Origin of the sequence: Commensalibacter sp. M0133 (assembly GCF_016101485.1) — a bacterium.
Taxonomy (GTDB): Bacteria; Pseudomonadota; Alphaproteobacteria; order Acetobacterales; family Acetobacteraceae; genus Commensalibacter; species Commensalibacter melissae.
In genome coordinates this window covers 22006-39132 of the sequence record NZ_JACFQI010000005.1, presented here as the reverse complement: position 1 = coordinate 39132, position 17127 = coordinate 22006, and the positions used below count along the sequence as shown (strand labels likewise).

Annotated in this window: 9 protein-coding genes; all 9 read right to left on the bottom strand. The window is 38.5% G+C overall.

The genetic code is table 11. The annotated features are described in order from the left end of the window. Window positions 1-35 precede the first annotated feature (35 nt). A complete protein-coding gene (locus tag H3T46_RS08245) occupies window positions 36-6578 on the bottom strand; it encodes a type I polyketide synthase (RefSeq protein ID WP_198198217.1) in 6543 nt (2180 codons plus the stop codon). 75 nt (window positions 6579-6653) lie between these two features. Next, window positions 6654-8126 (bottom strand): class I adenylate-forming enzyme family protein, encoded by a 1473-nt coding sequence (locus H3T46_RS08940; protein ID WP_198198215.1) that lies wholly within the window; start codon window positions 8124-8126, stop codon window positions 6654-6656. Window positions 8127-8219: 93 nt separating this feature from the next. Next, complete coding sequence (locus H3T46_RS08235; RefSeq protein ID WP_198198213.1) at window positions 8220-13283, bottom strand: Hint domain-containing protein; 5064 nt, start codon at window positions 13281-13283, stop codon at window positions 8220-8222. 82 nt (window positions 13284-13365) lie between these two features. Beyond that, complete coding sequence (locus H3T46_RS08230) at window positions 13366-13707, bottom strand: DUF6616 family protein (protein ID WP_198198211.1); 342 nt, start codon at window positions 13705-13707, stop codon at window positions 13366-13368. 355 nt (window positions 13708-14062) lie between these two features. Then, window positions 14063-14545, bottom strand: a complete 483-nt coding sequence (locus tag H3T46_RS08225) for a DUF2147 domain-containing protein (protein WP_198198209.1) — start codon at window positions 14543-14545, stop codon at window positions 14063-14065. A gap of 48 nt (window positions 14546-14593) precedes the next feature. Beyond that, the gene (gene grxC, locus H3T46_RS08220; protein ID WP_198198207.1) at window positions 14594-14848 is read right to left on the bottom strand and encodes a glutaredoxin 3; all 255 of its coding nucleotides are present in this window, start codon (window positions 14846-14848) and stop codon (window positions 14594-14596) included. Between the two features lie 90 nt (window positions 14849-14938). Then, complete coding sequence (locus H3T46_RS08215) at window positions 14939-15670, bottom strand: ComF family protein (protein ID WP_198198205.1); 732 nt, start codon at window positions 15668-15670, stop codon at window positions 14939-14941. A gap of 20 nt (window positions 15671-15690) precedes the next feature. After that, window positions 15691-16107: a secondary thiamine-phosphate synthase enzyme YjbQ gene (locus H3T46_RS08210; protein ID WP_198198203.1), complete on the bottom strand. Its 417-nt coding sequence runs from the start codon at window positions 16105-16107 to the stop codon at window positions 15691-15693. Window positions 16108-16110: 3 nt separating this feature from the next. Beyond that, window positions 16111-17124, bottom strand: coding sequence for a tryptophan--tRNA ligase (gene trpS / locus H3T46_RS08205; RefSeq protein WP_198198201.1), 1014 nt, complete (start codon window positions 17122-17124; stop codon window positions 16111-16113). Between the last annotated feature and the right edge of the window lie 3 nt (window positions 17125-17127).

Sequence of the window (17127 nt, the reverse complement as noted above, 5' to 3'; positions counted from 1 at the left end):
GTATCTACACGTTCAAATTTTTACTTGAATTATTCTCAAACATTTTCCAGTGTTAAAATTTCATTACTTTCAAAAGGAACTTTTAACTTTCTAAGCAATACCCGTCCAACATCCTGAAGATTTTCCTCTTTCATAAGCTGTAGCAACGAAATTTCACATCCCAACTGATTACTGATCGCAATCTGCAGTTCCACTCCAATCAAAGAATCAATTCCCAGCTCGGTTAACCGAGTATTTCCATCAATTGTATCTGCTGGCAATTGCAACGTTTTTTCCAAAATATGAATTAGATTCTCGATGACAAAAGGTAAACGCCCCTCTAAGGGCAAGATATTTAACTGTTTCATAACTTCAGTCTGTTCACCTGTTGACACCCCTAATGCGGTCAAAGGCTGAAAACGACCATAAGTTCGCGTAACAGGAAACGCGCTGAACCATTTTGACCAATCAATATCAAGGACGGCCAAGAAGGGTTTGTGAAGTTTCCATAATAATGGCATTACATCGAGTGCCTTTTTGACAGGTAGAGGATTCACTCCAAAATTCTGAAATGTTTTGACAACATGACTATCCTTTTTCAGCATATTGCCACCATCAATAGCGCCCCACTCAATAGATAGAGCAGGCAAACCAATCCTTTGACGATATTGCGCCAAAGCATCCAGAAAGGCATTTGCGGAAATATAGGCTGCCTGACCGATATTGCCAAACAAATGAGTCGCAGATGAAAATAAAACAAAATGATCCAACGCAATATCCCTGGTCAGCTCATGCAGATACCAGGCACCCTGCGCCTTGGGTAACATAACTTTTGCAACCCGTTCCCTATCAAGATTTTCAACCACTCCATCATCAATAATTGCAGCACAATGAAATATTCCCTTTAGGGGATATGGCAACTGTTGCACTTTTCCAATTATTTGTTGTAAGGCATGAAGATCAGTGAGGTCGCACTGCATTTGATACAAACTGATTTCATTCTCTTGTAAGATGCTTAAAATTTTCTGAATTGATGAATCATTTTTCTTAAGTGAGCGCCCTATCAAGACAAGATGTTTGGCTCCTTTTGCAACCAGCCATTGCACCAATTCAAGCCCCATACCGCCATAAGCGCCTGTCACCAAATAAAGCGCATTGGCTTCAATCGAGGTAACTTCTTTTTGAAGAGGATTAACCATTACATCTTTTGTATCGGTAAAATCGATTACAATTTTACCGATATGCTGGGCAGAAGCTAATGTCCTGAACGCCTCAACCGCTTTGGCAGCAGGATAGACCTTACAGGGTGGCAGAATAATTTTGTCATTCATTATATCCCGCACAATTTTTGTCACAATATCCAGAACTTTTTCTGGACAAACAGCTCCCATCCGATCCAAATCCATAGAAAAGAAATTAATATTTTTATTGAATGCCTTCATTGGCATCCAGCGTTCTTCGGCAATATCTTTCTTTCCCACCTCACAAAAACTGCCGAATGGGGCTAACAATTCCAAACTGTGATGTAATGCTTCTCCTGATAGGGAATTCAGGATAACATCCACTCCCCTTCCACAAGTTACCTGTTTAACCCCATCGACAAATTCAAGATTCCGCGAATTCCAAACCTGTTCACATCCCAAATCCCGTAAATACTGTCGTTTTTTCTCATTTCCAGCCGTTGCAAAAATTCTGGCTCCCCGCATTTTTGCAATTTGAATTGCTGCCAGTCCCAAACCTCCTGCCGCAGCATGAATAAGAACTATTTGACCCTGTTGTAAATTCGCCAAATTGATCATTGTATGATAAGCTGTAGAGAACACTATGGGCACAGTAGCCGCTTCTGCATCAGGGATTTTATGTTGATCATATTCCTTGATTTTATCAATTTCATCAGAGGTCAACTGATATCGTTTTGATTCCCTTAACAAGGAATGCGTGGAATAATGGACCGCGTAAATATCCTTCAATGCCAGGGTAACATGTGAAGTTAAACATCCCTTAAACGTGATGACAAGGCGATCTCCAACATAAAAGCCAGCCTCCTCTGCCCCTTTACCAACGGCGATAACCTTTGCAGATGCTTCCATTCCCAGTCCATCACCGTGAAATGTATCCTTCATGACAGAACGCGGTAACAGGCCCATAACTTTCAATACATCTTTAAAATTCAAAGAAGCATCAATAATTTCAAGTTCTACATGACCTGGAGGCGGTGGTTGACGCACAAATGCATCATAACGGATTTTATCCAAAATACCCGGAAAACCAGAAACAAGCCGAAATCCAATTTTTTGAGAATCAAATTGTTCATAAGGAACACATTGCACTTCCTCACGTCTTGTCATTGGTGTTAGACGGGATAGGTAGCGATCCTGATCACGCAAGACAACATCATCCTCCATCTCCTCATCCAGGATTTCGGCTGCAAGGATAGCTGAATCTGTCTTAAGATCCGCATCAATATCAATCAATTTTAATTTCAGTTCAGGACGTTCAAAGGAAAAAGCCCTCGCAAATCCTCTTAATGATGACTGATCCAAATTAATTGATTTATTATTTTCATTAATTTGTTCTGATCCATTAGTAATTATCACGAAACGAAAATTCTCTGAAATTTTCTTTTCTTCAATTACCGGTAATCCATGTGACAGTACCAGAGCTTCTTGCACCAGAGACAATCCAATTCTATCTTCAAATTCGTTGTTTCTGGTATAAAAATAAACAACCGCACGACATTGATGAATATTAACAAAAGAAAAAAAATCCTGATAATCTTTTACCTGACCTTCCCGAATATGAAATAGGTCTTCGGTCTCTTTTCCAAACTGCTGACCAATCTTTCCAACAAGAACAGTTATCCCCTGCATCTCAAGTTCTTTTTTCAGGAGTTCCAAAAATTGATCACTATCTGTCAATATCGCAATCTTAGCAATTTCTCCTAGCAGAGATAAAGGTTTTGATTTTTGCCATTCACGATGATAAAGCAATCCCATCTGTCTGGCCTCTTTCTGCTTTTGACTGGCTATTTCTTTAACAGTCAACCCCTTGATAGAAGCAATCAATTCTCCCTTTTCAGTATAAAGATCAATATCACCAGTGAATAAGTCTTCATCTCTTACCGGATTATTGGCATAAGCATATAACTTGCCCTCATGTCGACCATAATACATAACCCGCTCAATAGAGACGGGAAGGAAAATGGTATCTTTTACCTGTTGTTTTGCACATAAAATTCCAAACAGTTGAAAAGCCCCATCCAACAAGGTTGGATGAATACAATAATCCTTGATACTATTCTGTTCAGTATCAGCAATTTCAAGATAGGCCAATACGGCATCAGAATTGTGATATAACCTCTTAATTGTTTGGAAAGTCCGGCCATATTCCAGTCCATGTTCACGTAATTTCTGGTAAAAGAACTCAATCTGAATATCTTCAGACATTTTCTCTTTTAATATCTGGAGATCAATTACCTTATCTTCCGACCATGGCATAGTACGTCGCAGAGCAACCGTTGCATATAATTCCCATTCATGCGAATCATTTTTGACTCGCCCAAAAGCAAGTAATCGCCCTGTTAAATCATCAAGGCACCAAGTCATATACGGATAAAAATGCTGGTCAATAATCATTGCCTTTTTTAATTGCAGATCCTCGATAATGGCAGGCTCCTGCATTTCTTTAGGTGCATCAATTGCCAGTTGAGCATGAGCTGCCAACGCGGCCTCAACATACGCTGCCCCAGGCAAGACAATCATCCCTTCAACCTTATGGTCGGGCAACCATGGCATAAAATTGATATTCATCTCGGACAACCAGCCCCGTGATGCGGCCCAATCAACATTGCCTAGAACTGGATTTACGCGTTCCGCCAACCGTGTCGCTTTAGAATGTTTACTCTCAAAAAGATAAATTTCTCGTGCCCAACGATAAAAAGGTAAATCGACCCGTTTTCCACCCGTGATTTTTCCCCAGTCAAGATCAAGACCTATTGCGGAAAGATTGGCAAGCGTTTTTATAATGGCTTTTTCTTCAGGTTCAGAACGGTGCAAACTATAAGTAACAGCAATCGAACTGTTTAATGTTGCAGCGCATTCTTTGATAGAAGAAGATAAAACTGGATGAGGACCTATTTCCAAAAATAGATTGTGTCCATCATGAATAAGAGAGGATACCGCCTCGGCAAACAAAACTGTTTGACGTAAATTACGATACCAATAATTCTCATCATGAAAGAAGGTGTCATCACAAATACGCCCCGTAACCGTCGAATACAAGGGGATTACAGGCATTTGTGGACAAATATCTTGCACTGACGCCTCAAATTCTTCCCGGATCTGATCCATAATGGGATTATGATAGGCAAGTTCCACCCTAAGAAAACGATTGAATTCTGAATGCCTATCAAGTTCAAGTGCAATTTTTTCTAGATTTTCTTTTGATCCAGATAGAGTAAAAGAACGCGTACTGTTAATCGCGGCGACCGTAACGTCTCCAGCATATTTTTCAATTAAATTGACCGCCGATGAAGGTGGCAGACCGACGGCCAGCATTGCCCCCTGACCAGAAAATTTTTGTTGCAATCGACTACGATGGTAAATGACGGTAACGGCATCCTTCAAACTTAAAGCACCTGAAATATAGGCAGCGGCAATTTCACCAACACTGTGTCCTACAATCGCAGATGGTTCAATTCCATAAATTTTCAGGGCTGTCGCTATACAAACTTGAATTACAAAAATGGCGGGTTGAGCCACCGCCGTTTCATGAATACGAGATTCAGTTTCCATTTTCCGCATCTCTTCAAGAATTGACCAACCTGACAATTTCTTAAAATAAGAATCACATTTCCCAGCGATTGTTATACATTCAGCAGGCCCCTTCGATAAGAGCCACTTTCCCATTCCCCACCATTGTGGACCCATGCCAGAAAAAACAAAAACAGGCCTGCTTTGTGTTTTAACCTGCTGATTTCCAATTATTACATCCGAATTTACCTTATCCTGTATAAAATCCTGAAGGTTTTGAATAAATTCATCTTTGTTTTTTGCAACAACAACCAGATGTTTCTGAAAAAATGAACGATGCTTTCCCACTGAATAACAGATATCCGCAAGGGATATATCGGTTCCCTGCTCGAAATACTCACAATAACTTTGTGCCATCAATTTTAAAGACGGCAATTGTTTCGTTGATAACGATAAAATATACCGATTTGAAGGTAAACAAGCAGTTTTACTACAGATACCTGATGATTGTTCATTTTGACGAGGAGCCCGTAAAATAACATTTGCGTTTGATCCACCATAACCAAAGGAATTAACCGCAACATATAAATCATCTGACAAGGATTTTAATGAAACAACTTTATCCTGAATCAGGCGTAAATTCATCTCAGCAAAAGGGATATTAGGATTTGGCTCTTTTAAATTTGCCTGTGGTGGCACGGCTCTATGCTTGACACACAAACAAGCCTTAATCAATCCGGCCACACCTGCCGCCGCTTCTAAATGCCCGATATTTGCCTTTACAGATCCTATGATAACAGGTTGTCCGTTCGGTCGGCTTTTACCAATTGTATTTGAAATTGCCTGAGCTTCTAAAGGATCTCCCACAGGTGTCCCTGTTCCATGCGCCTCAACATAAGCGATATCTCCCAATTGTACATTGGCCTGTTGAGCAACTTGATGAATTAGTTTTTCCTGTGCACGCGCATTTGGAACGGTTAATCCTTCATTATGCCCATCCTGGTTAATTCCAACCCCGCTAATGACAGCATGAATTTTATCTCCATCACGCACAGCATCTTTCAGCCGTTTAAGAACAACAATACCACAACCCTCGCCCCTGCCATATCCGTCAGCAGAAGCATCAAAGCTTTTACTTTTTCCATCTTTGGCCATGAAATTGGCCTTGGCGACAATAGCACCGGATTGGTCTGTGATCATCAAATTAACACCGCCGGCCAAGGCCATATCACTATCGCCATTTCTCAGACTTTGACATGCCAGATGAATTGCAGTTAAAGAAGATGAGCAGGCTGTATCAAGAACAAGCGAGGGACCACAAAAATCAAAAAAATAAGAAAGTCTGGCAGAAAGCATAGTAATCGGCAAAGTTGTAGGAAGAAAATTTCTTTCTATATCCCCTTCTTTCGCTTCGCTAACAGAATGTTTTGTTAACCAGTCCGTCGCAAAAACACCTATAAATACGCCCACTTTTTGTCCAGCATAGGATGATGGAACAAGACCCCCCTCTTCTAGCGCCTCCCACGCAACTTCAAGTAATATTCTTTGTTGTGGATCACATTGTACAGCCTCTTTAGGAGACATACCAAAAAACAAGGGATCAAATTCGACTATAGGCTGTGTCAGAAAACTGGCGTTTAAAAAAAAACTTTTGGCAATAACTGAATTATCCTGATCATAGGCCGTCCGCCAGTTCCAACGATCAGGCAAAATACGGCTAACCGTTTCTTTTTTCTGACAAATAGCCTCCCAAAAACTTGAAAGATTGAAAATATCTCCTGGGAATCTACAGCCTATACCAACGATTGCAATTTCTTCGTTACTATATTTGTTTATTAGTCTTCCCATAAAATAACACTTTCTTTTTTCTATAATTATTTATTATATTTTCTCATTAATAAAATATTCTATCTCGAATTTTTATTAAATGGTTTCAATATATTGCATTGCCAGCTTTTCTAGATGATTGCGCAATACATGTCCCTCTTCATCCCTCGAAATGGAATTAACCCATAAGACACTTATATCGGGCAGGTTATAAAATTCTTTTTCCAATAGCCTGGCAATTTGATCAATATCAAAATTATCTCCGCGAACAATAGCTAACCAGGGTTGCTGAATTCCATCGTTATCAGGCATAGAAAACAGAGCCGCATCTTTTATACCTTCTATACTGCAAATTACTGCGTCAATTTTATTGGCGTAAAATTTATCACCTCCAAAATTGTAAAGTTCATCCACACGACCAATCAGCCTTAAAAGACCTTCCTCATTCAATATTCCTAAATCGCCGGGATAGAACCAACCTTTTTTAAACTGTTTATGAGTATCCTGAATATTTTGGAAAAATTTCTGTACGATATTTGGACTTTTAATTCGGATATTACCTATCTCACCATATTTTAGTGGATGGTCTTGATCATCAACAACCTGCACATCAATCCATGGCATGATCCACCCCGCAGTGTCATCATGGTTGATTTGATCAATATTGATCGAAGCGATAACCCCTGCCTCACTTGTCGCATAGGTAACATTCAGATTTTTTGTTAGACGTTGCTGAACAAAATGACGTAAACCATTAGGAAAATTACCAGCAACGACAATTAATCTTAAATGATCCTGTCTGGGTATATCTTCTGGCAAATTTTCTGCAATCAATTGAAGCTGTGCAGGCGAAATAACCATCAAATCAGGTGACAACATGGCAATAGCGGCAAAATACTGCTCGCGATCAGCCATAATAATTGTCCCGCCGATTGACCAGATGCTTAGATAGCATAAAAATCCATGAAAACTGCCAAAAGCTAATGTGGGTAGCAATGTTGGATATTTCGGAATTTCCGACATAAGAGACCAGCTGATTTTTTCCTGGGTAATCATCCTTATGACAGATGATTCAATCATTGAGGCTGTATAATCAATTCTATGCCGCATGTAAGACGTTCCAGCCGCAATTGAAACACGTACAATACGATCCTGTTCATAGAGCGTATAAATAGGGTCAGGTTTGAAACGCTTCATAGCCTGATCATACCAATTCAAATCAAGCACGTGTATTTTAGCTGCCGTATCAATATCAAAAAGCGTATCGCTAATAATTGCATCAGGCTGCAATATGGCAATCTCCTTTTCAGCAACCTCGCTATTACTGGATACTGACGCTGAAGCGACACCAATTCGGCTTAGCGCCATTAAAAGCATCCAGTGAATATGTACTTGCTTATAATTAACAGCCACAATTTTGGAACTATTATCAATAACGTCCAATAAAGCATGTGCAAGCCGATTTATGTCTCTATTCATTGCCGCAAAAGTAATTGAGCCTTCGAATGAACGGATAGCAATTTTATCCGGTGCAACTTTTGCAACATAATCTATGAAGCGATCAAACACGTCTGTTTTTCCCTTAAATAAAAGCTTCCCTTTTAGCTATAATAAAAGGAAAGCTCTATTAACCCTATTTAACTGGATAATCAACAAATTGCTTTATGCCAGTTTCATCATTTCACTGATATCATCTTCAACAAAATAAGAAGCTGTATCTGTCAGCTCAACCCGGATCAATTTTTTCCCAGTGCCAAATCTTGTTATCTCAATTGGCAATTGTGCCAATCCCATTGTCCAACGATCTGTTCTATCGGGCTCAATACCATGCCAACCTGAAAGTTCCGAAATATCAGTCGGGAACATGATCAGGGTTCTATTAGAAATCACGCTAATTTTCGAAACCAAAACACCTAGTGTCCGTCTATCATCAATAAAGGGTCCAATAACATCTGAAGGTAAAGATGTTTTTGAATTCATGGCTACAACATAAGTACCATCAGGAATAAAGAAACTGTAAATATTATCCTTGAAATGAACAGGTTTAATCTTTTTCCCCTTATCAGTAATAAGGCATAAATCAGGATTACGGGTTATTGCTCTTTTTATGACAGGTTTATACCCCAGCTGAGTTGCCCTGCGATCCAAACGATTCCAAATCGGTTCAACCTTACTTCTGGAAACAGTCAATGGTGCAGCTGCGTCATTTTCCCAGCTTTTATGACCTGCATGCTCATTAAACTCCAGACCAAAATTAACAATATCGTTATCAAATAGATACTTATCATCTGTATTTAAATAAGATTCAGTCATCAGATTTTCTGATAGCAAAATCGAGTGTTGTTCTGTTTCAACATGATAAATCTGGAATTTGTCCCGGGATTTATCAATAACAATCGAACGGCCATTAACCAACATACGGACAGGAATCAAACCACCATCAATATACACGGTATGTTCAGGGGTTAAATATAAATCACGATGCGGTTTATTCAGACCAAATGCGTGTGCTTTGATACAAACTGGATACAAATCGTATCTATTTTTACCTTGATCCACGGAAATATCCATTTTACCAATCCAAACAATTTTACGGTTTATCCTTCCATTATTACAAATAGCCACAACCTCATCACCAACGGAAAGAGATTCTACCGGTTTTTCACCTTTAGATGTAAGAATGTTTGTTCCCAATAGGAAGCATTTTGTTATATCAAAATAGGAATTGCCATCAGAACCCCGAACAATATTTACATTAGGCAATGCCTGATTGCTGTCCCCTGCATCATAACGAAAAGAGGCAATAGTTTTGGATGTTTTTCCATCATTGTGAATAATGGATAAAATACCGTCCTTATAACTTGTATAAAAAGTGTTAACATCCGATGACCCAGTATCATTTTCAAATAACAGATGATCATCGAGTTTAAAATTCTTGATCACCAAATGACCATCGACATCTTCAATGCTACCATGATATTCATAAACACCATTGGCTTCATTATTAAAATCAGCAATCAAATCATTTGAAGAACTTGACCTTGTTATTTGTTGACCATTAACGATAACACGGGCACCATTATGAATAATGATTGTCGGCATATCTGTACCAACATTGGTGGCATTGATTGAACGGATATTCAAAACTGCATCATTGTCCAATTCTATAACACCCGGATTTATACCGTCCATTGTTAGAGAACCAATATCAACTTCAGAATTTTGTGCGATTTTTATCCGACCATTACCGCTCAATATTACATGGGATAAAGAAACAACATTGGACTCTGCACTGTTATAGTTCAAATTAGCGACACCACCATTACTCATGTCCAAGTTATGAACAGTGACATACGTCCCATCCAGATTAATGGATGCATTCTTGTTCAACATCACTGTATCTAAGGTAAGATTGTTTGCCAAACCAGTAGAAAAGTTAACCGTACCCGTTAAATTCACGTCACCAAAATTGCCGGTAGCACCATCCGCGACAGCAAATGTTTTGGCTAGACTTGATGAATTCGATAGATTCCATCCTTTCACATCATAGATATCATTCGAACCCAGGGTGAAGTCGTTCGTATTCAAATCAGCAGTAACCGTTCCAGCCGTAAAAGCAACATTATTATTTAGTATAAAATTATTACCGGTACCTGATAACGTGACATTGCCACTACCTAAGTTAACCGATGCATTCGTTACAGCTGTAAATAATGTATTGCTACCCAGACTTATCCCAGTTCCTGTAATTGATCCTGAAACATTAAATTTGTTATTATTGCCAAGGGATATATTGCCAAACTCAAGATTATTCGCATTACCTGTATTGAAGGTGACATTTTCACCCAATAAATTTATATTACCAAAATTACCGGTAGCTCCATTCCCGACAGTGAAAGTTTTTGCAGAGCCTGACGTATTTGATAAATTCCAACCTCTTAGATCATAAAAATCATTCGATCCTAGGATAAAATTGTTCGTATTCAAATCAGCAGTGACTGTTCCAGCCGTAAAAGTAACATTATCATTTAATTTAAAACTATTATTTTTATCCGATAACGTGACATTACCACTACCAAAATTAACCGATGCATTTGTTGCTGCTGTAAACGATGTATTGCTACCTAGGTTTATACCAGCTCCCTTGATTGATCCTGAAACATTAAATTTGTTATTATCGCCAAGGGATATATTGCCAAACTCAAGATTATTCGCATTACCAGTATTGAAAACCGTTTTATCAACCGTGGTTGTATCACCTATATATCCTGTAGCTCCATCCCCTAATGTTACCGTTCGGGATACATTAACATCAAAATAGTGAACATCAAAATCAACATTTTTTCCTATCGTTAAAGAACCCCCGCGATAACCGATAATAATTCGGTCTGCAGAAATACCAGCATTATCTCCGATAGTGAATGTTTCACCATTACCTATTAGCTGGACAGTACTCGCGACAATCCTACCTTCATTGCCAATAGAAATAATGCTTTTACTACCATTCTGAAGTAGCGTTTTTGCAGCGGATAAAATCCCCCCATTTCCTATAGTCAACAGCTGGTTTATTCCATCTATATTTAAATTGCCGTCAGTAGTTTCCAATAAAGATTGGCTCCCCAACATCACTGAATTTGCATTACCATTCAGATTGATGTCACCACTTATTGTCATTGAGGTTAGATTGCCGGCAGAAATCAATGATCTTGATGTAGGATGATTGGTTTCTGAACCAATCCCTCTAAAATCACCAAGATACATCCCGTTTCCTTGAATGCCGACATTATCACCAATATTTAACCGATCAAAGCTGCCATCAATGGTAATATCTTGGGTCAAGCTAACTTGATAACCGTCCCCAATATGAATCGACGCACTTGAATTATTCCGGTATATATAACTGGATCCGTTTATGGGAACTTCCAGATTTTCAATGTAATATCGACCCATACGAATGTATCCAGCATTCAGAACACCTCCCTGCAAATCGACATATCCCTGGTTTTCATTAATAACAATACCAGAACCCAAACTGATATTTGCCCCTGAGCCAATGACAACGCTATTATTTGAACCAACCCTGAATTCAGCCAGGGCATTACCATCACTGTCTATAAAATTTGAATTGGAAGTATCTTTTAAATAATGTCCCAGGGAAATTATATTCGCTTCAAGTGCAAGTCCTGTTCCAAACTGTAAAAGTGAATTACTGGCATCTAATCTTATCACACCATCCTCCGCAAAGGATGGAGCATTGGCCATCGGATACAAATTCTCATAACCTAGAGAAATGTTGGCATCGTTACCGATAGACATATAGGCAGTACGGTACTTGGAATCCTCATCAATAATTCGGTCCATACTATTTTGACCATAACCGACTGATATTTCAGCCCCTGTTAGGGTCAAACTATCCCCCACTGTAACGGATGCCCCTGCCTCAGCTGCAAATATGCCGGCATTTCTGTTGGTAAGATGAATGACATTATCATCACCAATTATCAGCTGCGCCGCCTTCCCCGAAGCGGACAGATCCATATAACCGGCACCCATACCACCAGCAATGGTAAACCTGTTTCCCAAGCCAGTGGACATATACCCACCTGAACCGACAAACACACCACTTCCTGTATGGGCCCAACCATTGGATCCAACACTTATCTCTGTATCACTTCCAATTGTCATGGAGGCCAACATATAAACCCCCAACGTGCCTCCGACATTAATCTTGTTATTATTGCCTACACGTGTCCAATTGGCTGGTTTATCGGGTCGAATATCACCAACAAGCCCCCAATTTCCATCAACATCCATTTTTACATGATTTTGGGTTGAAACAGCACCTGTTCTCTGGTTTTCCATACCTGAACCAATGGATTGACCTGCATAGGATTTATCCGCCGCTCCACCCAAAAATCCATTAACACTTAGATATGACCCTTCATCCAGGATCAGCGATGCGGAACCCGTTGCACTTTTTTCATTATAACCTAACTGTAAATTTCCCGTTCCAAAGGCATCATATCCTGAACTGTTTGTGTCTCCCACATAAAGTTTGTTGCCAGCCCTCACTTCCATGGTTGCCTTGTTGTCACCCGCACTAACCATAACGCCGGTTTTATTCCAGATAATCATGTGTCCTGGACCATTCTGGGCACTGATCAAATTATCAATCTGGCTTAGAAATTTTTGCCCCCAATCCTGTTCTTTTATAAGTTTTCTGACGATGGGATTAGTGATATCAACCCCATTCTTTTTTAATAGATCCCTAAGCGTGGCTCCAACAACAAGTTGCAATCCATCACCTATCAACAGGTCATTACCTTGACCCGGATCATTGATAACAATCCTGGAGGAATCAGGATCAAGTGCGTTTGCAAACAAATCCCAGCCTTGTCCAGCCGCCGCTGCAATCGTGCTCATCATGTCGGTAGGATCTGTCATGGAAAATGTCAAAGATGTAAAATTAAAGGCAAATGTATTATCATTAAACCCATTAGGATCAGGTTCATAACCCGATCCCCATTCAGGATGCGCCTGAGATGGATCATATTCAATAGAGTTGCTTGTAGCACCGGGAATTGGCTGAAGCATGGCAAACGTTGACGTATGATCAAAACTTGAGGAAGAAATTAAGGAGGAAGTTACTGAAGAATCGTCAGATACGGGAACTGAATCTTCACCACTTCTTAATGTGGCTGCATCTTGTACACGTGTAGGCTGCATTAATTTCATCCTTAATTAAAGTCAATGGTATTTTTAAATATTGTTCAATTGATTAATATGATCTAGTTAAATATATCTGGCATTATTCTCTTAAAATAACTTCCGCAAATTGAGGTATAGTCAAAGCTTTTCCTCCAATATTGACCAATTCAAAATATTCATTCCATTCACTTTCTTGAAAATGCCTAACTATATATGAGGTCAATTCATTTATTGGTACAGACCAGGTTACATAAAATTCCGCATCCACTGCACAAGGAACTTTTCCGTCTATTTGACCAATAGCGATTAACTGGACCCGATTTTCACCTGCCAAGGTTGATAGACTTGAAATCATGCGTTGCAAAACTTGTTCTTTGATTGCCTTTGTAAGCTTTATCCATTTTTCCCTACCGGTAAAAACCTGGGTAAATACATAGGCCATAATATTTCCTTTTAATTCGCCATTTTTATATAAAATTAGTTTCCTAATCTTTATATAAAAAATTTTTTAAATAAGATAAAAAATATGTAATTGATTCAACAAATAAAATTTATCTTTAATAATATCAATAAAAATACAAAGAATAAATCATTAATTTAATACGATTTATTTATTATTGATATAATTTAACGAATATTTATAAAATCTATTCTTTGATTTAATAATAATTTATTCGAAATATAAAATATAATAATAATTAAGAGCGTAATTATTATAAATCATTACGATTTATTAATTACGCTCTTGATAACAATTGAAATAATAAAAAATAATTATTTGTAGAAATAAAATAATATTATTTAATTCTACAACCTCTATCGATCACATGATTATACCGATGCCAAACATGTGTTTCACCAAATAGACTGATCCCCATAAAACCCCGGATTTTTAATTGATCATGATCGTCTATCCAGATTTTGGCATCATAAATTTTTTCATTTCGGGGATCTATAATTTTTCCTACCCAATATTTACTTTTTTCCTTATGCATAAAATTACGCAACATTAAAAAATTACACTGGGAAGTTCCTTTAGAACTCACGGGAGCAACAGGTCCTTTATATTGCATCCCTACAAATTTGCCACAAAGACCCTCACCACATTTATATATCTGAAAAACACCGTCTTCTGCCTTGGTTGTCCATAATCCAATTTCTGGCATGGATCTAGTTTCATTCAGATTCTGCGCATAATTTACATAAAAGGGACAACATAAGAACATTCCGCCTATTACAGCACCTAAAATCTTGGTTATAACTTTATTTTTATTTAACACTTGCTTAATTATCTCCATTTATTAATAAATAAATCAATATTTATTGATTTATTTCAATAATGCATCAAGCTTCCCGGTCTCTTCCATCCTTAACAAATCATCACATCCACCCACTGACTGACCATTTATAAAAATTTGCGGAACAGTAATCTTACCCCCCGAACGTTTTATTGCCTCTTCTCGTTCTGCCGTACCTTTAGGAGCATTAATCTGATTGAATTTCACGCCTTTTGAATTTAAGAGCGTCAGAGCTTTTTGACAAAAAGGACATCCTGGTTGTGTATATATTTCAACTTTTGCCATAGTTTTTCTCCCAAAAACATTTAATTACAAATAATATATCTTATTTATGATAATCTATAATTTATAAACTATAAATGAATAATTTTATTTTCAGAAATAACTTACTTTTGCAATAACAACCACAAATATGCGTTTTACACCCGCTTCCAGTAATATTCTGCTACAGGCCATCAGGGTACTGCCCGTGGTCATAACATCATCCACCAATATAATTGTCTTACCCTGAAGAATTTTTGAATAGGCTGGATTAACCTGAAATGCATTTTCCAGTAAATCTTGTCGTTCCTGTTTATTCAAATGTCCCAAGGACTGTGTATCCCTAATTCTTTTCAAGGCCAATAATAAAAGGGGAATATTTGATCTTTTGGCCAATTTTTTTCCCAGCAGGGCCGATTGATTGTATTTTCTATGCCGCAAACGTTTCTTGTATAACGGAACAGGAATTATATATGCAGCATTATCAAAAAAGGGATTGGCAATATTCCAAATAGAACCTGCTAAAAAGTTCAAGCCATTCAACCGATCTGCATATTTTAAGGGTAAAACCAACTTTTTAATCCCTTCGTTATATACAAAAGCTGCCCGCCCCTTCTCCCATAAACATGGCTTTTCCCGACAACTCAAACAAAGATGATCCTCTCCCGCCTCTGAATCAGAAAGAAAAGGCGTTCCACATTGTTCACAACAGGGCTCCACAATAAATTCAAGCTGTTTGAAACAGTCAGAGCATAAATATCCAGATCGTTGAATATGAACACCGCATAAAATACAGCGTGGCGGAAATAAAAAATCAATTATATCAAGATAAGCTTTCGATAGCATTTTCTTAATATCATCATTCTCTAGTTCCCCATTACATGTAAAACCAGTTCTCGAATATGTGGCCTTTTTCTATGTTCAAACAAATAAACGGCCTGCCATGGCCCTAAACTTAATTTCCGCTCAATGACAGGAATAGACAAGGAGGTTTCGGTCAACATCGTTTTTAAATGGGCGGGCATATCGTCACTCCCCTCATCAGCATGCTGATAGGAGCGCTTTTCTGGAACGAGATCATTAAAATAATTTAGAATATCATTTCTTACCGAAATATCCGTATTTTCCTGAACGGTTAAAGAAGCTGAAGTATGTTTACACCATATCGTTAACAGGCCAGTATTGATGGCTGATCGCAAAATCCAACTGGACAGGTCAGCCGTAATCATGGTTAATCCCTGACCTTGCGTTTTAACACTCAATTTACCAACCTGCTGTTTCATTCTTTATTTTAAAAACCCCACGATATATTCCGCTTCAGACACAATAGGATCAGCAATTGCTGATGCCTTCTCGGCACCCTGTTTCAAAATTGTCTGTAGATATTGTTTATCTGCCAACAATTTCTTTGTTTCCTCTCTGATTGGTGCAATTTTTTGAATTAAAAGATCCGACAATGCGGATTTAAAAGGACTAAATCCTTGTCCGCCAAAATCCTGGAGCACCTGTTCAATCGATTGCTTGGCTAAAACCGAATAAATTGACACTAAATTTAACGCCTCTAAACGGTGTGACAACCCTTCCTGTTCAGACGGTAAGGGTTCAGAATCACTTTTTGCCCGTTTAATTTTATTCGTAATTGCATCATCCTCATCCAGTAATTCAATCCTCCCCTGTTCGGAAGGATCCGATTTGGACATTTTTTTACTACCATCCCTTAAATTCATTACACGGGCGCTTGTTTTTGGAATAAATCCCTCGACAACAGGAAAGAAACCAGTTTTGTAGTCATGATTGAATTTCTGGGCAATATCATTTGTTAATTCCAGATGTTGACGCTGATCCTCACCTACAGGTACACACGTTGCCCTATATGCCAAAATATCAGCGGCCATTAAATTAGGATAAACATACAATCCTACAGAATTGGCCTCCCTGTTTTTGCCCGCCTTATCTTTAAACTGTGTCATCCGGTTCATCCAGCCAATTCGCGCAACACAATTGAAAATCCACGCCAAACGCGCATGAGCGGATACAGCTGATTGATTAAATAAGATATGCTTGTTGGGATCAATACCAGCAGCCAATAAAACAGCTGTCTGTTCCAAAGTCTGTTTTCGTAGGGATACGGGTTCCTGCCAAACCGTCAAGGCATGCATATCAACCAGGCAATAGATACATTCATTATCCTGTTGAATATCAACCCAGTACTGAATGGCCCCCAGATAATTTCCCAAATGCGGGATACCAGTTGGTTGAATTCCTGAAAATACGCGCTTACCTGACGGCTTGACACTCATAAA